General features: G+C 29.4%; 15 protein-coding genes, 1 tRNA gene and 1 riboswitch. Of the genes, 11 read left to right on the top strand and 5 right to left on the bottom strand.

All coding sequences use genetic code 11. The features are described from left to right. Positions 1-3: 3 nt before the first annotated feature. The 3 genes from selB to JFY71_RS03890 all read left to right on the top strand — a co-directional run bounded on the left by selB (position 4) and on the right by JFY71_RS03890 (position 3,773). Positions 4-1,884: a selenocysteine-specific translation elongation factor gene (gene selB / locus JFY71_RS03900; RefSeq protein ID WP_243661739.1), complete on the top strand. Its 1,881-nt coding sequence runs from the start codon at positions 4-6 to the stop codon at positions 1,882-1,884. Positions 1,885-2,030: 146 nt separating this feature from the next. Next, positions 2,031-2,127 (top strand) — tRNA-Sec (locus JFY71_RS03895). 224 nt (positions 2,128-2,351) lie between these two features. Next, positions 2,352-3,773, top strand: a complete 1,422-nt coding sequence (locus JFY71_RS03890) for an alanine/glycine:cation symporter family protein (RefSeq protein WP_243661738.1) — start codon at positions 2,352-2,354, stop codon at positions 3,771-3,773. Positions 3,774-3,798: 25 nt separating this feature from the next. Here JFY71_RS03890 and fumC read toward each other — a convergent pair whose 3' ends face one another. Further along, on the bottom strand, positions 3,799-5,163 hold the full coding sequence (fumC, locus tag JFY71_RS03885) for a class II fumarate hydratase (protein WP_243661737.1): 1,365 nt from the start codon (positions 5,161-5,163) through the stop codon (positions 3,799-3,801). A 215-nt stretch (positions 5,164-5,378) separates the two neighbouring features. Further along, a complete protein-coding gene (gene mgtE, locus JFY71_RS03880; protein ID WP_243661736.1) occupies positions 5,379-6,734 on the bottom strand; it encodes a magnesium transporter in 1,356 nt (451 codons plus the stop codon). A 299-nt stretch (positions 6,735-7,033) separates the two neighbouring features. Then, positions 7,034-7,193, bottom strand: a riboswitch (M-box (ykoK) riboswitch). Positions 7,194-7,256: 63 nt separating this feature from the next. On the opposite strand from mgtE, the gene JFY71_RS03875 reads away from it, so the two are divergent. Then, the gene (locus tag JFY71_RS03875; RefSeq protein WP_338041880.1) at positions 7,257-7,517 is read left to right on the top strand and encodes a class I SAM-dependent methyltransferase; all 261 of its coding nucleotides are present in this window, start codon (positions 7,257-7,259) and stop codon (positions 7,515-7,517) included. Between the two features lie 356 nt (positions 7,518-7,873). Next, a complete protein-coding gene (locus JFY71_RS03870) occupies positions 7,874-8,872 on the top strand; it encodes a GNAT family N-acetyltransferase (RefSeq protein WP_243661735.1) in 999 nt (332 codons plus the stop codon). Between the two features lie 76 nt (positions 8,873-8,948). Here JFY71_RS03870 and JFY71_RS03865 read toward each other — a convergent pair whose 3' ends face one another. Further along, positions 8,949-12,383 carry a pyruvate carboxylase gene (locus JFY71_RS03865; protein WP_243661734.1) on the bottom strand — a complete coding sequence of 1,145 codons (3,435 nt, stop codon included), beginning with the start codon at positions 12,381-12,383 and terminating at the stop codon, positions 8,949-8,951. A gap of 400 nt (positions 12,384-12,783) precedes the next feature. Between JFY71_RS03865 and JFY71_RS03860 the strand changes: the two genes are divergently transcribed. Then, positions 12,784-13,986 (top strand): CapA family protein, encoded by a 1,203-nt coding sequence (locus tag JFY71_RS03860; protein WP_243661733.1) that lies wholly within the window; start codon positions 12,784-12,786, stop codon positions 13,984-13,986. Positions 13,987-14,037: 51 nt separating this feature from the next. On the opposite strand, the gene JFY71_RS03855 is transcribed toward JFY71_RS03860, so the two are convergent. After that, entirely contained in the window at positions 14,038-14,658 is a 621-nt protein-coding gene (locus JFY71_RS03855; RefSeq protein ID WP_243661732.1) for a hypothetical protein, read from the bottom strand. Between the two features lie 68 nt (positions 14,659-14,726). Beyond that, complete coding sequence (locus tag JFY71_RS03850; protein WP_243661731.1) at positions 14,727-16,058, bottom strand: MATE family efflux transporter; 1,332 nt, start codon at positions 16,056-16,058, stop codon at positions 14,727-14,729. A gap of 411 nt (positions 16,059-16,469) precedes the next feature. Here JFY71_RS03850 and JFY71_RS03845 point away from each other — a divergent pair, with 411 nt between their 5' ends. The 5 genes from JFY71_RS03845 (at position 16,470) to JFY71_RS03825 (ending at position 21,427) form a co-directional block, all read left to right on the top strand. After that, complete coding sequence (locus JFY71_RS03845; protein WP_243661730.1) at positions 16,470-17,105, top strand: GTP pyrophosphokinase; 636 nt, start codon at positions 16,470-16,472, stop codon at positions 17,103-17,105. A 1-nt stretch (position 17,106) separates the two neighbouring features. Next, the gene (locus JFY71_RS03840; RefSeq protein WP_243661729.1) at positions 17,107-17,784 is read left to right on the top strand and encodes a response regulator transcription factor; all 678 of its coding nucleotides are present in this window, start codon (positions 17,107-17,109) and stop codon (positions 17,782-17,784) included. Further along, positions 17,774-19,009 (top strand): sensor histidine kinase, encoded by a 1,236-nt coding sequence (locus JFY71_RS03835; protein ID WP_243661728.1) that lies wholly within the window; start codon positions 17,774-17,776, stop codon positions 19,007-19,009. The genes JFY71_RS03840 and JFY71_RS03835 overlap by 11 nt, the downstream gene beginning before the upstream one ends. Before the next feature lie 132 nt (positions 19,010-19,141). Next, positions 19,142-20,719 (top strand): NAD(P)/FAD-dependent oxidoreductase, encoded by a 1,578-nt coding sequence (locus JFY71_RS03830; RefSeq protein ID WP_243661727.1) that lies wholly within the window; start codon positions 19,142-19,144, stop codon positions 20,717-20,719. A gap of 90 nt (positions 20,720-20,809) precedes the next feature. Beyond that, entirely contained in the window at positions 20,810-21,427 is a 618-nt protein-coding gene (locus tag JFY71_RS03825; RefSeq protein ID WP_243661726.1) for an NUDIX hydrolase N-terminal domain-containing protein, read from the top strand. Positions 21,428-21,440: the final 13 nt, after the last annotated feature.

Raw genomic sequence — 21,440 nt, 5'->3', positions numbered from 1 at the left:
AATATGAAGAATATAATAGTAGGTACAGCTGGGCATATTGACCATGGTAAAACGACTTTAGTAAAAGCCTTAACCGGTAGGGAGACAGATACTCTATCGGAAGAAAAAGAAAGAGGCATATCCATTAATTTAGGTTTTACCTATTTAGATTTACCAAATGGAAACAGAGTAGGCATAGTAGACGTACCGGGACATGAAAAATTCATAAAGAACATGATGGCAGGTGCAACTGGCTTAGACCTTGTATTATTTATAATTGCAGCAGATGAGGGAGTAATGCCTCAAACTAAGGAACATTTGGATATTTTAACATATTTAAATATTAAAAAGGGAATAATAGTTCTAACTAAAAGCGATATGGTAGAGTTGGATTATTTGGAGCTAGTAAAAGAAGAAGTGCGTGATTTTATACAGGGAACTTTTTTAGAAGATGCAAAAATAATAGAGGTGGATTCAATATCTGGAAGGGGAATAGAAGACTTAAAAAAAATTCTTTCTGAGGAAAGTGAAAAAATTGAAGATAAGGAAAGTAATACTCCAGCTAGAATGAATATAGATAGGATTTTTCCGGTAAAGGGAATAGGTACTGTAATAACCGGCACTTTAATGGAGGGCCATGTAAGTAAAGGCGATGAACTTTTTATATATCCTATAGATGAGAAAATAAAAATAAAATCTGTTCAAGTTCACGGAAAAGATGTTGAAACGGCTTATGCAGGTCAAAGAACTGCCATGAACATTTCATCTATTAAAAAAATTAATGTGTCTCGAGGAGATGTTGTAGCAAAAGAAGGGTCGGTAATTACAACAAATATTATAGATACTAAAATAATCGTTTCAAAAAATAGGGACTTTTCAATAAAACATTGGACAAGATTAAGATTAGCTTTAGGTACTAGAGAAATCTTATGTAGGGCTGTTCCCTTAGAGAAAGAAGAAATTCTACCAGGGGAAGAAGGATTTATACAATTTAGATTAGAAGAACCCTTAGTTTGTAAAAACAGGGACAGATTTGTTTTAAGATCCTATTCTCCAGTTGAAACTATTGGCGGAGGCATTATTATAGATCCTTTAGCCAAGAAACGACACGTAGATGAGGCCTTAATTGAGGAATTAAAAATAAAGGAATCCGGGGATTTAGATAAAATAATTCTACAATATACAGAGTCTGAAAATGCTCTTGTATTATTAAAGGATATAGTTTCATATACCGGAGAAAATAAAGAACAAGTTCTTAATAAGTTAAATGAATTAATAGAAAATAATGAAATAATACTAGTAGATGAAAAATACATCAATAGTAATGTAGCCAATAAAATATTTGATAACATTAAGGAAATTATAGAAAAACACCATAAAGATTCGCCACTTTCCGGCGGATTAACAAAAGATGAATTAAAAACTAAGATTTATTATGATTTAAACTTAAAAGAACTGGAAAATATATTGGAACTGATGATTAAAAATGAAATATTACAAAAAAATAATGAATATTATGGCTTAAAAAACTTTAAAATTGGACTTAATAAAAAACAGGATAATCTTAGAAAAGAAATAATAAGGGAATTAAAAGAAAATTCTTTTGATAAAATAGAAGATTTAAAATCATTATCTAGAAAAGACAAAAATAGAGAACAAATCTTAAAATATATGATAGATAAGGATATAGTAATTTTTGGAAATAATAATATACTATTAAAAGAAGATTTTGAAAAAGCAAAAGAGCTATTAATAGACTATATTGAAAAAAATGGCAGTATTACAATTTCTCAATATAGGGATTTGTTAAAATCAAGCAGAAAAAATATTCTCCTATTGTTGGAATATTTTGACAATATGAAATTAACAAAAAGAGTAGATGATATTCGAGTTTTAGTAAAATAAAGATTAATAAATATAAGGTTAAAGGTAGGTAGAAAATAAGTTATTGAATTAATATATTTAAATAGTAAATAAATTATTAAAAAAACAAATATATATAATCTGTAATTGAAAACAAAAAGCTTTAATGGTACTATTAAATAGTACTTGGGGGTGAATGAGTGCTGGTGTGCTCTCTGGTCTTCAAAACCAGTATGAGGGGTTAGGAGCTTCTTGGGTGGGTTCGATTCCCACGCACTCCCGCCAAATTTTATTTTACAAAGTTAAAAATATACCTATGTGTATGTGTTACGAAAAGGATTTCCGGGTATAAATTAAAGAAGTTGTATGTGTTTGTAACAATTTATTCAAAATAATTTATTGGAAATATAAAAATTATTAAATATATCATAATAATTTTAATATTAGAGAAAGGGGGATAATAATACATATTTTCAATAATATTATAAAATTTAAAAAGGAGTAGTATAATGGATTTTATTTCTAAAATAACTGAATATTTACCAATAATAGTTAAATCAGTAAATGATGTCTTATGGGATAAGGTATTGATTTATGTACTACCAGTTGTAGGTTTGTGGTTTACAATATATTTAGGACTTCCACAGTTTAGAAGGTTAGGTGCAGCCTTTAAGCAGACATTTGGTGGACTATTTGATAAAGAAGCTAACGCTAAAAGAAAGGCTGCTGGAGAAATTTCATCCTTCCAAGCATTAGCAGTAGCAATAGCGGCACAGGTAGGTACAGGAAATGTTGCAGGAGTTGCAACAGCTATTGTTTCTGGGGGACCAGGAGCTATATTCTGGATGTGGTTAGCAGCTTTGTTTGGAATGGCAACTATTTTTGTAGAGGCAATACTAGCACAAAAATATCGTGAAAAAGATAAAAATGGAGAATTAGTAGGGGGACCAGCATATTATATAAGGAATGGTTTTAAACATAAGGGGCTAGCTAAGTTCTTGGCAGGATTTTTTGCCGTAGCAATAGTTTTAGCATTAGGATTTATAGGTAATATGGTTCAATCTAACTCTATTTCTACATCTGTAAATAGTGCTTTTAATGTACCTTTACTAGTTGCGGGTATAGCAATAGCTGTAATAGCAGGATTAGTTGTTATAGGTGGAATAAAGAGAATTGCAAATTTTGCTGAAATGGTAGTTCCAATTATGGCAGCGGTTTATATTATATTAGCTATAGTTATTATGATTAAATTTAGATCTCAAGTAGGTTCTGTATTTTCTTTGATTTTCACAGAAGCTTTTAGTACAAGAGCATTAGCTGGTGGAACGGCAGGAGTTGTAATGAAAGAAGCTATGAGATTTGGAGTTGCAAGAGGACTATTTTCCAATGAAGCTGGTATGGGTTCAACACCACAAGCCCATGCTACAGCTCATGTAAAACATCCTTTAGAACAAGGCTTAACTGCAATGATAGGAGTTATTATAGATACAGGTTTAGTTTGTACTGCAACAGCGTTGGTTATACTTGTAACAGGAGCAGTAGATTCAGGACTTGACGGTGCATTGGTAACGCAAGAAGCTTTTAATTTAGCTTTTGGTAAACCGGGACAAATGTTACTTTCAATTTGTTTAACTTTCTTTGCTTTTACTACAGTAATAGGTTGGTACTATTTTGGAGAAACCAATATTAAATATTTATTTGGTGAAAAAGGATTATGGCCATATAGAATTTTAGTTTTAATATTTATTATTGTTGGTTCATTACAAAAGATTGATGTAGTATGGAATATGGCAGATATGTTTAATGCTATAATGGTAATACCAAACTTAATAGGTATATTGGTGTTATCTCCAAAGGCTAGAGGAATTGTAAAAGATTATGATAGGTGTAAACAATTAGGAAAAATTGAATATCATTATGAATATGAATAAAAAAAAGAGCCAACTGGCTCTTTTTTTAAATCATATTTTCGGGTCTTACCCATAAGTCAAATTCCTCTTCAGTTAAATACCTTAATTCTAAAGCGGATTCTTTTAAAGTTAAATTATTTAAATGGGCATGTCTTGCTATATCTGCAGCCTTGTCGTATCCAATATGGGTATTTAAAGCTGTTACAAGCATAAGGGAATTATCTAAATTAGATTGAATTTTTTCTTTATTGGCTTTTATACCTACTAGACATTTTTCTCTAAAGGATTTAATTCCGTCTGCTAATAGTCTTACAGATTGTAAAAAATTATATATTATAACAGGCATATATACATTTAACTCAAAATTTCCTTGAGATGCACCAAAGCCTATGGTTACATCATTTCCTAAAACTTGGGCAACTACCATTGTTAATGCTTCTGCTTGGGTTGGATTTACTTTACCGGGCATTATTGAACTGCCAGGCTCGTTTTCAGGTATTGTTATTTCCCCTAATCCACTTCTTGGTCCGGAAGCTAACCATCTAACGTCGTTGGCGATTTTTAATAAATCTGCTGCCAAAGCTTTTAAAGCGCCGTGACAAAATACAATTTCATCCTTACTTGTTAGAGAATGAAATTTATTTTCTGCAGTTTTAAATTCTATTCCTGTTAAATTAGAAATTTCTTCTGCAACAATTACATCAAAGCCTTCAGGACAATTAATACCGGTACCAACAGCTGTGCCACCTAATGCAAGTTCATGCATACCTAGGACGCTTTTTTTAATATTATCAATAGATTTTTCAATCATAGCAGACCAAGCGCTAATTTCTTGTCCTAAGGTTAAAGGGGTAGCATCTTGTAAATGGGTTCTACCAATTTTAATAATGTTTCTATTTTCAATAGAAAGACCATAAAGTACATCTAAGGTTTTTTCTAGCTCAGGAATAAGATAATTTTCTACAGCAACAGTTCCGGCAATATGCATTGCAGTAGGGAATGTGTCATTTGAACTTTGAGATTTATTTACATCATCATTTGGATGAAGTATTTTTTTCCCTGCAAGTTCATTTCCTCTATTAGCTATAACTTCATTAATATTCATATTACTTTGTGTACCACTTCCTGTTTGCCATACGACAAGGGGGAAGTTATCATCTAAATTTCCTTCTAATATTTCATCTGAAGCCTTAGATATAAAATCTTTTTTTTCATCTGAAAGAATGCCTAATTTATTATTTGTAATAGCACAGGCCTTTTTTAAAATAGCAAAAGAGTCAATTATTTCTACCGGCATCTTTTCTGTTCCTATTTCAAAATTATTATAGCTTCTTTGAGTTTGAGCTCCCCAATATTTGTCTGCAGGAACCTTTAATTCACCCATACTATCCTTTTCAATTCTGTAATCCATGGAGTCACCATCCTATTATTTTTATAATATGTATAATTGGTTACATTAAATAAAAATCTAAATATTATTTAAGCACCAACTATATAAAAATATAATACATACTAGGAAAAATATCAAAAATACCATTATAGATTATTAGTTTAATATAGTTGCTCTTGAAATAAAAAAACAATTAAACTGTGAATATTCACAATGTTAATTGTTTTTTAATCTACTTAAGCTCCTAAAATTGTAATTGCTATATTTAAATATACTAAAATAGCTAAGGCATCTACTACAGTTGTAATTAATGGACTAGCCATAACAGCAGGGTCAAATCCTAATTTATCAGCTATTATAGGCAAAACAGAACCAACTGCTTTTGCGATTAGCACTGTAGAAAAAAGTGTCATACTAATAACTAAAGAAACTCTTGCACCGAGTTTATCAAGTAAGGTTAGTTTTGCAAAATTGAACACAGCTAATGTAAGACCGCAGGCAATAGCTACCCTAAATTCTTTCCACAGAACATAGAAGAAATCATGAAAATCTATTTCTTTTAAGGAAAGGCTTCTAATTATTGTAGAAGCAGATTGAGAGCCGGCGTTACCACCAGTATCGGTTATCATAGGAATAAATGCTGTTAAAACAACATATTTTGCTAAAGCATCTTCATATTTCATTATGATTAAACTTGTAAAAGTTGCTGAAAGAAGAAGAACCAATAACCATGGAAATCTATTTTTCCAAAGGGTAGTTACAGATAGTTGTTTATATGGTTTTTCAGAAGGGGTAACAGCTGACATGATTTCCATATCTTCGGTTGTTTCCTCTTTAATAATATCAATAACATCATCTACTGTTATAATTCCGACTAATCTATTTTCGCCATCGACTACAGGCATAGTAGTAATATCATATTTTGAGAACATATGAGCAACTTCTTCTCTGTCAACAGTTGTAGTTGTTTTAACAAAATCTTTTTTCATAATAGATGTTATAGGAACCTTAACATCGGCTAGAATAATATCTCTTAAAGATACTTCACCTATTAAATGTCTAGTTTCATCAATAACATAGCACATATCGATAGTTTCTTTATCGGAACCAACATCTCTTATATAGTCGATTGCATCATTTACAGTCATATTTGGTTTAAGGCGTAAATATTCTGTTGTCATTACAGAGCCGGCACTATCTTTAGGGTAGTTAAGCATAGTATTTATTATGGCCCTATCTTTAGGATTTGAATTTCGCAATACTTTCTTAACAAGATTTGATGGTAACTCTTCTATCATATCAACCTTGTCGTCCATTCTAATCTTATTAATAATTTCTTCAAGTTCTAAATTTGAAAATCCCTCAATTAATAATTTTTGTTGCTCAATATCCATTTCAGGAAAAACCTTAGCACCATTATCCTTAGTTAAGAGATTAAAACTCAAAGTTAAATTGGTTTTGTCGAGGGTGTCGAAAAAAGCGGCTATATCAAAAATATTCATACTATTGAGAATTTTTTTTACCTCAACTAGATTTTCCTCCTCTAGTAAACTTAACAATGCTTTTTCCATAAGGTTTAATTTTCTGTTCATTTATATTACCTCCGTTTTTAAATTTGATTCGAGTAATATAAGCTTTAATTAAGAATAAAGTTTTATTCTTAAGATCGATACTAATATATAGTTGAAACTAAATAAATATTAGTTGATTTTTTATAATAGTCTGATATCTTCAATATAGGATAAATAATTTAAAAATAAATACTGTAAATTTAACAGATAATATAAATCACTTTCAACTGATTATTTAGTTTGCTTGGAATTAAATAAATATTAATTTAATTCAAAAACATTAAAAAAACACACAGAAGGTGATCTGTGTGGTAAAAATTAATTTAGTACCGTTTGAGCTTTAGCTTCATAGGGCAGTGAAATTACATTAAACTATACCTTAATATTCGATATAGCTTGTTCAAACCATCTCATAGTGTCTCCACTATTTTGCGGCAGTAATCCATATCCCTAGGGTAGCCTTACCTACCGGATCATCTAAAACTATGATACATTATAGTTATAATGTTGTCAAAAAATTGAACTGAAAACAAAACTTAAAATATATTTGATTTTATAGTTGATGGAATTGAAAGTTTAGAAAATTTTAAAGCTAATTCATTAGATGGAGTAATATTATCAAATATGATGGATAATTTGTACCCAAAGGGTGTAGAATTGCTTTTAACGGAATGTTACAGACTATTAAAAAATAATAGAAGAATTTTAATAAATTTGAATCCGAATTTAATTGAAAAGGAAATAAAAGAAATGAATATTAAAGTTATGGGGGAAAATTTATTAGATAGTCGGTTTGTTCTATAAAATAATACGACAGATAGGTGGAAAGGGATATTGTCTGAGTATTATAGTATCAAGGACTATAAGGAAATTTATTATCCTGAATATAATTTAACAAACAGAATTTTTTTAGTTGAAAAAAATCTGTAGTATTTATGTTATAAAATGTTTAACATTTTACAGGGGAATTAATTTTTTAAATATAGATGAGTAGTTTTATTTAAAGAAAATAGTTTGGAATATAGATAATTTTAAGTATAAACTACTTCGCTTATAATGGAATATTGAAAGGAGTGATTTTTTATGAAAATAAAAGTATTTAGGAAAGCTAGAGTGATGGAGGTCCAACTATAAAATGGCCTCTAGTGTATAGGGGGGTAATGAAAGAAAACAATTTAGAAATAAAAATTATTAATTCTCGCGAAGAATTAGATTTGCTTTGGAATATGCGTGATGAGTACATGTATAGAGATATATTATCCAATGATAAAATTGGTTTAGAAATAACAGAAAAGGATCGTGAATGGTTGCTTTCGCCTGAATATAGGGACTATATGGAGAAACTTTTTTTTAGAAACATTAATAAAGCCTATCCAGTTTTACTAAAAAAAGAAAAGAAAGTCGTGGGGTTTTGCATATATTGTACTTATCATTCAGAAGATGGTAAATGTTTTATAGTTGAGTATTGCATCTTACCAAAATATAGAGGTAATAAATTAGGTACGGTTTTTTTTAACATGATTAAAGAAACTGAAGTTTTAAAAGGGGCAAAATACTTTGAACTTAATGTATCCAATAAAAGAAATATGAGTTTTTGGATGAAACAAGGTTTTAATTTTAAAGGAATAGATAAATATGGCTCAGTAATACTAACGACTGAAAAAGATAGTATATTATTATTCAATCTAGATGAAAATAATTGGCTTGATATTATATCTTTAAAATTATCAGAAGAACAATTGAGATATGTTTCTAGTCCTTTAGGTGTTTTAGCAAGGGGGTATATTTATAGAAAGTATAATCCCATTATCTTTGGAATTCAAAAAGGGAAAGAAACTATAGGGGTTTTGATGGTTCGAGATATATATGAAAGACCTGAATGTTATGAACTTCAGCAGTTTCTAATAGACATTAAGTATCAGAATAAAGGATATGGATACAAAGCTTTAAAATTAATTCTGGATTATCTTTATATAGAGCGAAAATATGATAAAGTAGAGGTTTGTGTAAAAAAAGATAATACAAATGCTATTAAACTTTATAAAAAAATTGATTTTATAGATACTGAATATGTTGATCCAAAGGTAGAGGATACTTATAATTTAGTATTTAATTTCAAAGATTTAGATAAGATAATTCAGGGAAATAAGGATTACTAAAGAATGTAACGGTAGTGTGAAAAGGCATTTATATTTAACAGTAAAAAAGTGTAGCAATTCTTGCTACACTTTTTAGCTATTCTAGTCTTAATAGTAATTGGCCAGCTTCTACCATTTCGTCATCTTTTACCGTTATGGATTCAACTTTCCCATCTACAGGAGAAACTATATTTGTTTCCATTTTCATTGCTTCTACAACAGCTAAAGGATCTCCAACTTTTATTTCGTCTCCTACTTTTACAAGGACTTTTAAAATTGTGCCCGGTATACTGGAGCCTATTTCTAATTCGTTGTTAGGATCAGCTAGTTGAGTATAGGCATTGGCAGCTGTTTTTTTACTGTCTTTGTCATATATTTTAATTTCTCTTCTATTTCCGTTTATTTCAAAGGCTAAAGTTACGTAACCTTCATCATCAGGTCGGCTCATTTCAACTAATTTTACAATTAGTGTTTTTCCTTCTTCTATTTCTACTTCTCTTGTTTGTCCAACATTAATTCCATGGAAGAATACTAAACTACTAACATGGGATAAAGATCCGTTTACTTTTAAATTGTCTAAATAATCTTCAAAAACTTTAGGATATAATGCATAGGCAAGTAAATCTTTTTCACTTGCATCTATTCCATATTTTTCGTCAAGATATTTTTTATTTGCTTCAAAATCTTCATCAGGAAGTAATTCTCCAGGACGGACAGTAATAGGCTCTTCACCTTTTAATACTATTTTTTGAATATCTTCAGGGAAGCCTCCTAATGGTTGTCCCATCATACCTTTAAAATATGTTACGACAGAATCCGGATAATCTAAATGACTTCCTTTTTCTACTATATTTTCAGGAGTTAAATCATTTTGAACCATAAATATAGCAAAGTCACCAACCATTTTTGATGATGGAGTAACCTTAACTATATCACCAACCATTTCGTTAACGTTTCTGTACATATCTTTAACTTCTTTAAATCTATGTCCTAATCCAAAACTTTCAACTTGAGGTTTTAGGTTGGAATATTGTCCACCAGGTATTTCATATTTATATATTTCAGTAGAGCCTGATTTTAAGCCGGATTCAAAATTAGCGTATATCGGTCTTACACTTTCCCAATATTTTGAGATAATTTCGGCATTATCTAAACTTATTCCCGTATTTCTTCTTGTGTTTTCTAATGCAGCTACAACGGAGTTTAAGGCAGGTTGACTTGTTAGCCCACTCATTGAGTTAAAAGCAGTATCTACAATATCCACTCCTACTTCTGCAGCCATAAGAACTGTAGCAACTCCATTGCCTGTAGTGTCATGGGTGTGGAGATGAATAGGAACAGAAACCTCGTTTTTCAATGCTTTTATAAGTTTAGCACTAGCATATGGTTTTAATAAACCGGACATATCTTTAATACCTATTATATGAGAACCGGCTTTTTCAAGTTCCTTTGCCATATCTACATAATATTGTAGTGAGTATTTATCTCTGGTTTCATCTAGTATGTCGCCAGTATAACAAATTGTACCTTCTAGTATTTTTCCGCTTTCAAGTACTTGATCCATTGCATATCTCATACCTTCTATCCAGTTTAAAGAGTCAAATACCCTAAAAATATCTATTCCATTTTTAGCAGATTCTTTAACGAATCTTTTAACTACATTGTCAGGATAATTTTTATATCCAACGGTGTTATTTCCTCTAAGCAACATTTGGAAAAGAATATTTGGAATATGTTTACGAAGTTCTTCCAGTCTTTTCCAAGGGTCTTCTTGTAGGAATCTATAGGCTACATCAAAAGTTGCACCGCCCCACATTTCAAGAGAAAATAAATCGCTCATATAGTTTGAAACAGCTGGAGCAACTTTTAACATATCTACTGTTCTAACTCTAGTTGCAAGTAGGGATTGGTGAGCATCTCTATAGGTAGTGTCAGTAAGAAGTACCTTTTGTTGTCCTTTAATCCAATCCAATAAACCATCTACTCCATTTAAATCAAATATTTGTTTAGTACCGGATTTAAAAGAAGAAGTGTCTAGGTCATCAAAATTAATAGGTATGTCAAATTCTCCATTAATTCTATTTTTATTGTTAACAACATTTTCACCAATAAAATTAAGAACTTTTAATTCTCTGTCATTTCTTGGTTTTACATCAAATAGTTGTGGATTGTTTTCTATAAAACCAGTATTACAAGTTCCTTGTTGAAACTGTTCAGAGTTTAACACATTTACTAAAAATGGTATATTGGTTTTTACTCCACTGATTTTTAGCTCTTTTAAAGCTCTTTTTGATTTGTTTATAGCATCTTTAAATGTTCTTGACTTAGAAGTCATTTTTACTAAAAGACTATCGTAAAATGGAGTAATTACAGAGCCAACATATCCATTTCCTACATCAAGTCTAACTCCAAAACCCGAGCCGGACCTATAAACATCAATCTTTCCAGTATCAGGTGCAAAATTGTTGGCAGGGTCTTCTGTAGTAACTCTACATTGTATTGAATACCCATTTAGAATAACGGAGTCTTGAGATTCAATTCCAATTTCTTCACTGTCTAGTCTATAGCCTTCAGCAATTAAAATTTGGGATTGTACTATATCTATACCTGTAACTAATTCAGATACTGTATGTTCAACTTGTATTCTTGGGTTAACTTCAATAAAATAATGATTTAAGTCAGAGTCTACTAAAAATTCAACAGTTCCTGCATTATAATATTTTACGCTGTTTGCAATTTTTAAAGCATCTTCGCAAATTCTTTCCCTAACTTCAATAGGTAAAGAGAAAGCTGGTGTAAATTCTATAATTTTTTGATGACGTCTTTGAATAGAACAATCTCTTTCATATAGATGTACAATATTTCCTTCCTTATCACCAAGGATTTGAACTTCTATATGTTTAGGTTTTTTTAAGTATTTCTCTATGAACATATCGTCAATTCCGAAAGCTTTTTTAGCTTCCGATTGAGCGTTTCTAAAAGCAGGAATTAAATCCTCCTCTTTTTCTACTATTCTCATACCTCTACCACCGCCACCGGCAGCAGCTTTTATCATAACAGGATAACCTGCTTCTTTAGCAAAGTCCAAAGCGTCTTGCTTAGTGCGTATAGGTTTGTCTACACCTGGAATAGTAGGGACCTTAGCTTTTTTAGCTACTATTTTTGATTTTATTTTATCTCCTAAACTATCTAAAACCTCATAACTAGGACCAATAAAAGTGATTCCGTTTTCCTCACACCTTCTAGCAAATTCTTTATTTTCAGACAAGAAGCCGTATCCAGGATGGATAGCATCTACTCCTTTACTCTTTGCTAGGGATATTATTTCATTCATATCTAAATAAGCTTCTAAAGGAGTTTTTCCAAATCCTACTTGATAAGACTCATCAGCTTTTGTTCTAAAAAGAGCTGTGTTATCTTCTTCAGAATAAATAGCTACAGATCTGATTCCTAGTTCTGAACAAGCCCTAAAAATTCTTATAGCAATTTCTCCTCTATTAGCGACTAATATTTTTTTAAATTTTCTAGCCATAAATTACTCCTTTCAATTTGATTAATTCTAAGTATTATATCATAGTAAAGTGACTTAGTGCAAGGGTAAATGGTATAATTATAAATAAATAATATTTTTCAAATAATTTTACAAAAAAATATAATTTCAACTTGAAAATTTATTTATAAATTGAAATTATTTAAGAGAAGTTTATTTGTATCATATTAAATACAAATACAGTAAAAAATTATAGAATAGTTAAAAGATATTCTATATAACTACATGTTTATATAACTATAGGTATAAACCTATACTATAAAAAACAACAGAATTCATATAATGGAATAATATAAATAAAAATTAATATTAATGCTTATAAATGAAAAAAATTTTAGAATAAGCTATACTATATATAATTAAAAGGAAAGAGGGAGTAGGAATGAAAAAATATTTTGTAAAAATAATGTATACATTATTTTTATTGTCGTTTTTAGTATCTTGTAATAGTAAAACAGAGGCTGTAAAAACAACTGAAATAGAAAATAAGGAAAAAGTTGAGTCAGAACAGGTTGAGTCAGAACAGGAAGATAGAATTGAAACTGTTAAAATAACTGCAACAGGTGACATTATGTACCATCCTGGAACATTTAATAGCAATGTAAATGCAGAAACAGGTAAATATGACTTTAGATTTTTCTATAATGATATGGAAAAGTATATACAAGCAGCGGATTTAATGATAGGTAATTATGAAACCACCAGTACTCCAACAAGGGAACTATCGGATTATCCTATGTTTAATACTCCGGAAAACTCCATAGAGGATTTAAAAAATGCAGGTTTTGACATATTGACTACGGCAAATAATCATTGTTTAGATTCAAGGGTACAAGGAATAATAGACACAATAGATGCCTTGGACAAATATGGAGTAAGACATACAGGAACCTGGAAAGAAGGAGAAAAGGATTATTTAATAGAAGAAGTAAATGGAATAAAAATAGGAGTATTAGCCTACACAGAAAGATTTAATGGAATGGAAGTAATACTAGCAGATAATGAAAAAGAAATGGTAAGTCCTTTAAATGAAGAACAAATAGAAAAGGATATAAAGGAATTAAAGTCTAAAGATGTGGATATAATATTGGTTTTTCCTCATTGGGGTGAGGAATATATGACAATGCCTACGGAAAAGCAAAAAGAATTAGGCCATAAAATATTAAATTGGGGAGCAGATATGGTTTTAGGAAGTCATCCTCATGTTGTTCAGCCAGTTGAAAAAGTAGAAGTAGACGGTAAGGACAAATACATAGTCTATTCTTTAGGAAATTCAATTTCAGGTCAAAGGAAAGAATTCTTGGGAATTGAAGGAGTAGAAGGTGGATTATTTGTAGAAATGGAGTTTACAAAGGACTTTAAAAACAAGACTACAGAAATTAAAAGTATTAATTTTGTACCAACTTATGTAAGAGATGACAGGAGTAGCGGAAAAATACAATATAAAACACAACCTATAGTTGAATATTTGGAAGGTGGAAGCTTAAGAGAAACTGTTTCCAGTGGAGAATTAAATGAGATTTTAAAACTTAGAACAAATATGATAAATGTTTTAGAATCAATGGAATATAAATTAGATTCATAAAAGAAAATTTTATAAAAAGGACCATATACTAGAATTGTATATGGTCTTTTACTATTTAGAAAAATTATCTATAAGATTATCCATTGAGCCTTCATTATCTGTAGTAAAAATAGCTATAAAGGCGTCATTACCCTTTACAAGAGCTATTTCTGTATAAAAAAGCTCTTCCTCTTCTAAATTCAATTTATATTTTGTTAAATTAGCAGGAATACCTTCTATTTCTATTTTTTCAACAGTAGTTTCCTCAGCTAAAGGATTAGATAGAATTTCTGTAAATTCCTCTAAGGTGATTTCACCGACAGTACTATCAAGCATTAACTGTATAGAGTTATAGTTTTCACTATTTTCAAAAACCAATGTAGAATCTAAATAAAGTGTCTTTTCCTCTTCAGTCATTTCTGAACTTAAAGCCTCATTGCCGTATTCTAACGTTTCAAGCACCTCTTCATCAGAATATTGTACATAATTTTCAGGAATGGTAAATTTCAATCCGCTTTCACCAATTAATACATCATTACCGTTAATTTCCAATACGGATTTTTCCACAGGTTCTATATTTTCTGTAGTTTTAGTTTCTTTTGTGTCCGTTGGTGGTAATGTTTCTTCATTGTTTTTAGCACATGAAGTTAATAATACAGTAAAAACAAGTAATAAACCTAATATTTTTTTCATTTTTAAATCTCCTATAATTTTATATAAATATATTACACTATTACATTAAAAAATAAAAGTAATATATATTATTCTAAAATCCTATTTTTATTTATTTTATAATATATGAAACCAAATAGATCTGCCAGCAACCAACCAATAGGTATTGAAATCCATATTCCAATAATTCCTATATTGGAAAAAGAAGATAGGAAATATGACAGGAATACACGAAGACCTAGAGATATAATAGTTAGTATTACAGCAATTCCCGGTTTGCTTATTCCTCTATAAAAACTATATAGAATAAATAAAATTCCTATTAATATATAAAAAGAGCCTTCTATTTTTAAATACTTACTTCCAATTGCTATTATTTCAACCTCACTGGACTTTACAAAAATTCTCATTAAAGAAGAAGAGAAGATAAAGACAATAAAGGATATGGCAATACAAAATAAACTGGAAATTAGTATTGACAGTTTAACTCCCTTTTTTATTCTACCAATTTCATTAGCTCCATAGTTTTGGGCAACATATGTAGACAGGGCATTTCCAAAATCCTGTACTGGCATATATGCAAAAGCATCTATTTTTACTGCTGCTGCAAAAGCAGCTGTAACTTGCAATCCAAAACTATTAACTAGTCCTTGAACCATTAATATTCCTAAATTCATAATAGATTGTTGAATACTTGTAAGTATAGAATTAGAAGCAATAAGTTTCAATAGTGGAAGGTCCAATCTAAAATGTTCTTTACCCGGCCTTAAACTCTTGTTTTTCTTAAAGAAGTAAATAACCGAACATAAGGCAGATATAAATTGTGCAATAATAGTTGCTAATGCTGCACCGGCAACTCCCAGTTGAAAAGGAATAACAAAAATAATATCTAAAACAATATTTGTTATTGCTGCAATTGCTAAAAATATTAATGGTGCTACTGCATTTCCTACACTTCTAAGAACTGCTGAAAAAAAGTTATATATAAAGGTAAACATTATTCCAATAAAAATTATTTTAAGATATATTTTTGTTTCATCAATAGCTTCTGCAGGAATATTCAGCAATATAATAATTTTATTTAACAATAGAAAAGCAAGTATATTTATTATAAGACTTAGGATTCCAATAAAAACAAAGGAATTGAAAATTCCAACTTTTAATGTATCTAATTTTCCCGCACCGTATAGTTGAGAAAACACTACACTACTACCCATACAAAATCCTAAGGTTATTGCTGTAATAAAAGTCATTAAAGCAAAAGAGGAACCTACAGCAGCTAAAGCAGTACCTCCAATAACTTTTCCAACTATTAAAGTATCAACAACATTGTATAATTGTTGTAGCATATTTCCTACAATCAAAGGTAGGCTAAATAATAATATGGCCTTTAGTTCGTTTCCTTTTGTTAAATTTCTCATATCTACACCTCCTTATTTATATAGAATACATCTCTTGTAATATATACAATATTACTAAAATCTAAAATTATTTAAAGAGATATTAATAGGTTAAATATTTTATGAAGTAATTTACTTTATAAAAATGGATTTGTAGCCTGTATTCTTTATTTACAAATTAGTTTTAATCTTTTACTTATGTTTTAATAATAACATAGATATTTCATAGGAAGATTTTAAAACTGTAGATTTTAAAACTGTAGTAATTAAAGAGAGTAGTAAAATTTTGTAAATGAAACTTGTTAATTTAGTTTAGATTCTTATTAACAATACCTTTATATTATTGTTTTCTGATTTGAAATAAATATAATTATTTAATAGATTAAGAAAAATTTAACTTTAATAATATATAATAAGTAGAGGAGGTTTAAGATGGAATTAGATTACATAAATAACGAAGAGTATTTGGATTTTTATAAAGAGAATTTACCCTATATAGAAAAAACGATGAAATCAATATATGAAATAATAAAAATTAGTGGAGAAGATTATTCTTCTTTTGAAGATAGAAACCCAGTTGAACACATAAAATATAGAGTCAAACACCCACAGAGTGCAAGGGAAAAATTAATTAAATTAGAATATGAGCCTACTTCCGATAACGCAATGAAATATTTACATGATATTTGTGGATTTAGAATTATTTGTACTTTTATTAGTGATGTTGAATTTATTGTAAAGAAGATAAAGGAAATTGAAGACGTTAAGATTGTTGTAGAAAAGGATTATATTAATAAGCCTAAAAGCAATGGTTATAGAAGTTATCATATAATAATAATGTTGCCTATTGAAATAGATGGAAATATTAAAAACATATATGTAGAGGCACAAATTAGAACAATTGCAATGGATTGTTGGGCCAGTTTGGAACATCAGTTAATGTATAAAAAAGATATACAAAACAAGGAACTATTTAAGGAAGAATTAAAAAAATGTGCAGATGAAATGGCTACAACGGACTTAAATTTAGAAACTATAATGTCTTTTATTAAAAATGAAGGAGCATAATATGAAGTTATTATATGCAGAGGATGAGAAGCAACTATCAAGGGCGATATCAACAATACTGGAATATAGTGGTTATGAAGTAGACAATGCCTTTGACGGTGAGGAAGCCTTAAATTTAGCAATAAATAATAATTATGATGTAATTATTTTAGATATTATGATGCCAAAGCTTGATGGCATCCAGGTACTTAAGGAGATTAGAAATAAAAATATCTCTACACCAATTATTATGGTAACAGCTAAAAGTGAAAATGAAGATAAAATAAACGGTTTAGATTCGGGAGCTGACGATTATTTGGCAAAACCTTTCCAAACAAATGAACTAATAGCCAGAATTAAAGCCTTAATAAGAAGAAATAATAAATTTATTGAAACATATAATTTTGGAGATGTTCTATATAATATTGCTGATAGTAAATTAGAGAAGGAAAACAAATCTTTAATTTTAAATAAAGAAGAGGTAAAAATTCTAAATAAATTTATTACAAATATAGATGGAAAAATTGAAATTGAGCAATTGCTTTCAACCTTAAAATATGAAAATAAAGAAGAAAATCATTCAAAGATTAGGCTATATATTGCATATATTAATAAAAAATTTCAAGAATTAGAATCGGATTTTGAAATTTATGGCGATATAGAGTATGGTTTTAAATTAGGAATAAAAAATGTACAATAGGTTACGAAGAAATTTTATTTTAATTACAACTATTGCTATTTTGTTTATTTTAGGTTTTACAATATCTACTATTAATATAGTTACTATAAATAGAACAAGAGAGCAAGCGGATAAGATGATTTCTTTTTTATATGATTATTATGAACTAATTGAAATTAAGGATTTAAGGAATATATCAGAAATATTAAATAGAAATGAAGATTTAGATACAACCTTGGATTCTGTGTATAGGCAGAGGTTTTTTTATGTAGAATACGATAAGGACAATAATGTAATAAGATCAAATACCGATAGAATAGTAACAAAAAACAAAGAGGAAGCTATAGAATTAGCCGATAGAGTTGTAAAGCGAAATAAAACAGAGGGTTATTATGATATTTACAGATACAATATAAAGAAAATTAAAGACGGGAAAATAGTAATATTTTTAGATATATTTGATGAATTACAGTCTCAAAGGTCAGTTCTTAGAACATCTATTTATATTGGAATACTACTTACTTCCTTAGGGTTGGTTATTGTGTCGGTATTTTCAAAGAAGGCACTTAAACCCTTTATTGACAATGAGGAAAGACAGAAGCATTTTATAGCAGATGCTAGCCATGAGCTTAAGACTCCAATTTCCATAATTTCTGCAAATACCGAAATGATAGAAATATTAAATGGTAGAAGTGAGTGGACTGAAAGCACTAAAAATCAACTGGCAAGAATGGATAAGTTGATTAAAAATTTTATAACACTATCAAAAACCGATGAAACTAGTCAAGATGCTATGGAAAAAATCAATTTATCAAAATTATTAGTTAATACCTGTAAGGACTTTAAAGGGCGGGCTGAAATTGTTGGAAAAACACTAAAGACAGAAATACAAGATGATATTATGATTTTAGCGGACTATGAACAAATACAACAAGTTGTTAATATTTTAATAGATAATGCTATAAAGTATTCACAGGATGACAATGTAATATTGGTAAATTTAAATCGAGTTCGAAAGACCGCTTCATTAAAAATAGGAAATAAAATTAAAAACTTTACTAAGGAAGATGAACAACAAATATTTAATAGATTTTACAGGGCCGATGAATCCCGTTCAAGGGATACAGGTGGTTTTGGACTTGGGCTTTCCATTGCCGGAAAAATAATAAAGGCTCATAATGGGAAAATTACAACAACATATAAAAATGATTGGCTGTTTTTCAATGTAGAGTTTCCAATAGCTTAAGAACAGAGAAATCTGTTCTTTTTTTATAATAGCGGTGGTTATAACAAAGAATAGAGAGTTTTTATAATTTAAAATAATATAATAGTAAAAATTGACAATTTACTTTAAGCTACATTAGCAATAGGAGAAAATATGATTATTATAAATAATATAAAATTAGGCATAGATGAAGATACTGGTAAAATTAAGGAAAAAATAAAGAAGAAATTAAAAATAAAATATGATGATTTTTCCTATGAGATTTATAGGAAATCAATAGATGCAAGAAAGAAAAACAATATTTTATTTGTCTATCAAGTATTGGTAGATATTGAATTATCGGAAAAAAGGCTTTTAAAATTAAAAGATAATGATGTAAAAATCTATGAAGAGAAGGTTTTTGAAATTAATCCTATAAAAAAATTTAAAAAAAGACCAATAGTTGTAGGACTTGGTCCTGCTGGATTATTTTGTGGATATATGCTGGCTAAAAATGGCTATAAACCAATTATTATTGAAAGAGGAAAAGATGTAGATAGTAGGGCTGATGATATTGAATATTTTTGGGAAACAGGCAAGCTCAACTATGAATCAAATGTTCAATTTGGTGAAGGGGGAGCCGGTACTTTCTCCGACGGTAAGTTAACAAGTAGATCTAATAATTTTAGAATTAGGGAAGTGCTTAAAACATTTGTAGAAAATGGCGCTCCTGAAGAAATTTTGATACTGCAAAAACCACATATTGGAACGGATTTATTAAGGGAAGTTGTAAAAAATATTAGGGAAAAAATTGTATCCTATGGTGGAAAAGTACATTTTGAAACAAAACTGGAAGATATTAAAATTGAAAATAAGAAGGTAGTAGGAATTAAAACAAGTAAAGGTGATTTTGAAACAGAGGACTTATTTTTAGCAATAGGTCATAGTGCTAGGGATACTTTTAAAATGATTTTAGATAGGGGAATAGAAATAGGAAACAAGGCATTTGCAGTAGGATTTAGAATAGAACATCCTCAAATATTAATAGATAAATCCCAATATGGAGAGTCTTTCGCATCACCTAAATTATCGGCAGCAGAGTATCAATTAACATATAAATCAAAGGAAGGCAGGGGAGTCTATACTTTTTGTATGTGTCCTGGCGGAAGGGTTATATCAGCATCTTCCTTTAAGGATGAATTATGTGTTAATGGAATGAGTTACCATGCCAGGGATTTGGAAAATGCAAATAGTGCAATTATAGCCAATGTTTCCGAAAGGGATTATGGAGAAGAATTACTTGCCGGAATGTATTTTCAAGAGGGAATGGAGAAAAAAGCCTATGAACTTGGTGGAGGTAAATATTTCGCCCCTGTTCAATTAATAAGGGATTATATAGATGAAGTTCCATCAAGGGAAATTGGAAAGGTAAAACCAAGCTATAAACCAGGTTATAAATTAACGGATTTAAATAGCATATATCCTAAAAATATAAATGAAGCAATTAAGGAAGCAATAATAAATTTAGATAAAAAATTAAAGGGATTTTCTCTGGAAGATGGAGTTTTAACGGGAGTAGAAACCAGGTCATCATCACCTATAAGAATATTAAGGGATAAAGAAAATTACCAGTCAATAAATACAAAGGGGCTTTATCCAATTGGAGAAGGAGCTGGTTATGCCGGTGGAATAATGAGTTCTGCAGTAGACGGAATAACAGCAGTGGAGAAAATTGTAGGGTCAGAAGATTAGAAGTATAAAAGTAGTTTATTTTTCTATATAATATAAAATTATTTATATGAGCTATATTATAATTTAAAGCATCGTTAAGAAAGGTAAGATATGAATAAATTTCAATGGTTAAACTGGGCTAATGAATTAAGGTCGTTAGCACTTTCAGGACTTTTTTATTGTAAAGATGAAAATTTATTAAAGGAATATGAAAAAATAAGGGATTTATCCTATGATATTATTGAAGGATACTCCAGCCATAGCTATGAGGAAATAGAAGAGTTTTTTTCTAAGGATGCTGGATATCAAACGCCTAAATTAGATAGTAGGGCAGCTGTATTTAATGAGAACAAAATTTTATTAGTACAGGAAAATAACGGCTTATGGACTTTACCTGGTGGCTGGGTAGAGCCGGATTTATCAATAAAGGAAAATATTATAAAAGAAGTGAAAGAGGAAGCGGGTCTTAGGGTTAAACCAACAAGATTAATTGCAATACAGGATAGGAAAAAACATAATAGACCAATTTATATATATGATTTATGTAGGTTTTTTGTTTTATGTGAATATATAAATGGAGAATTTGAGGAAAATGAAGAAACTATTAAAAGTGGATATTTCAAACTAGACAATCTTCCTCAATTAATGACAAGTAAGACAAATTACAAACAAATTGAAATGTGTTTTAATGCTTATAATAATTTAAGTTCAGATGTTTTATTTGACTAATAGGTGGTGTTTT

This window comes from Miniphocaeibacter halophilus (assembly GCF_016458825.1).
Taxonomy (GTDB): Bacteria; Bacillota; Clostridia; order Tissierellales; family Peptoniphilaceae; genus Miniphocaeibacter; species Miniphocaeibacter halophilus.
Note: the sequence above shows the minus strand (reverse complement) of the source record. Positions and strands in the feature narration are given on the sequence as shown.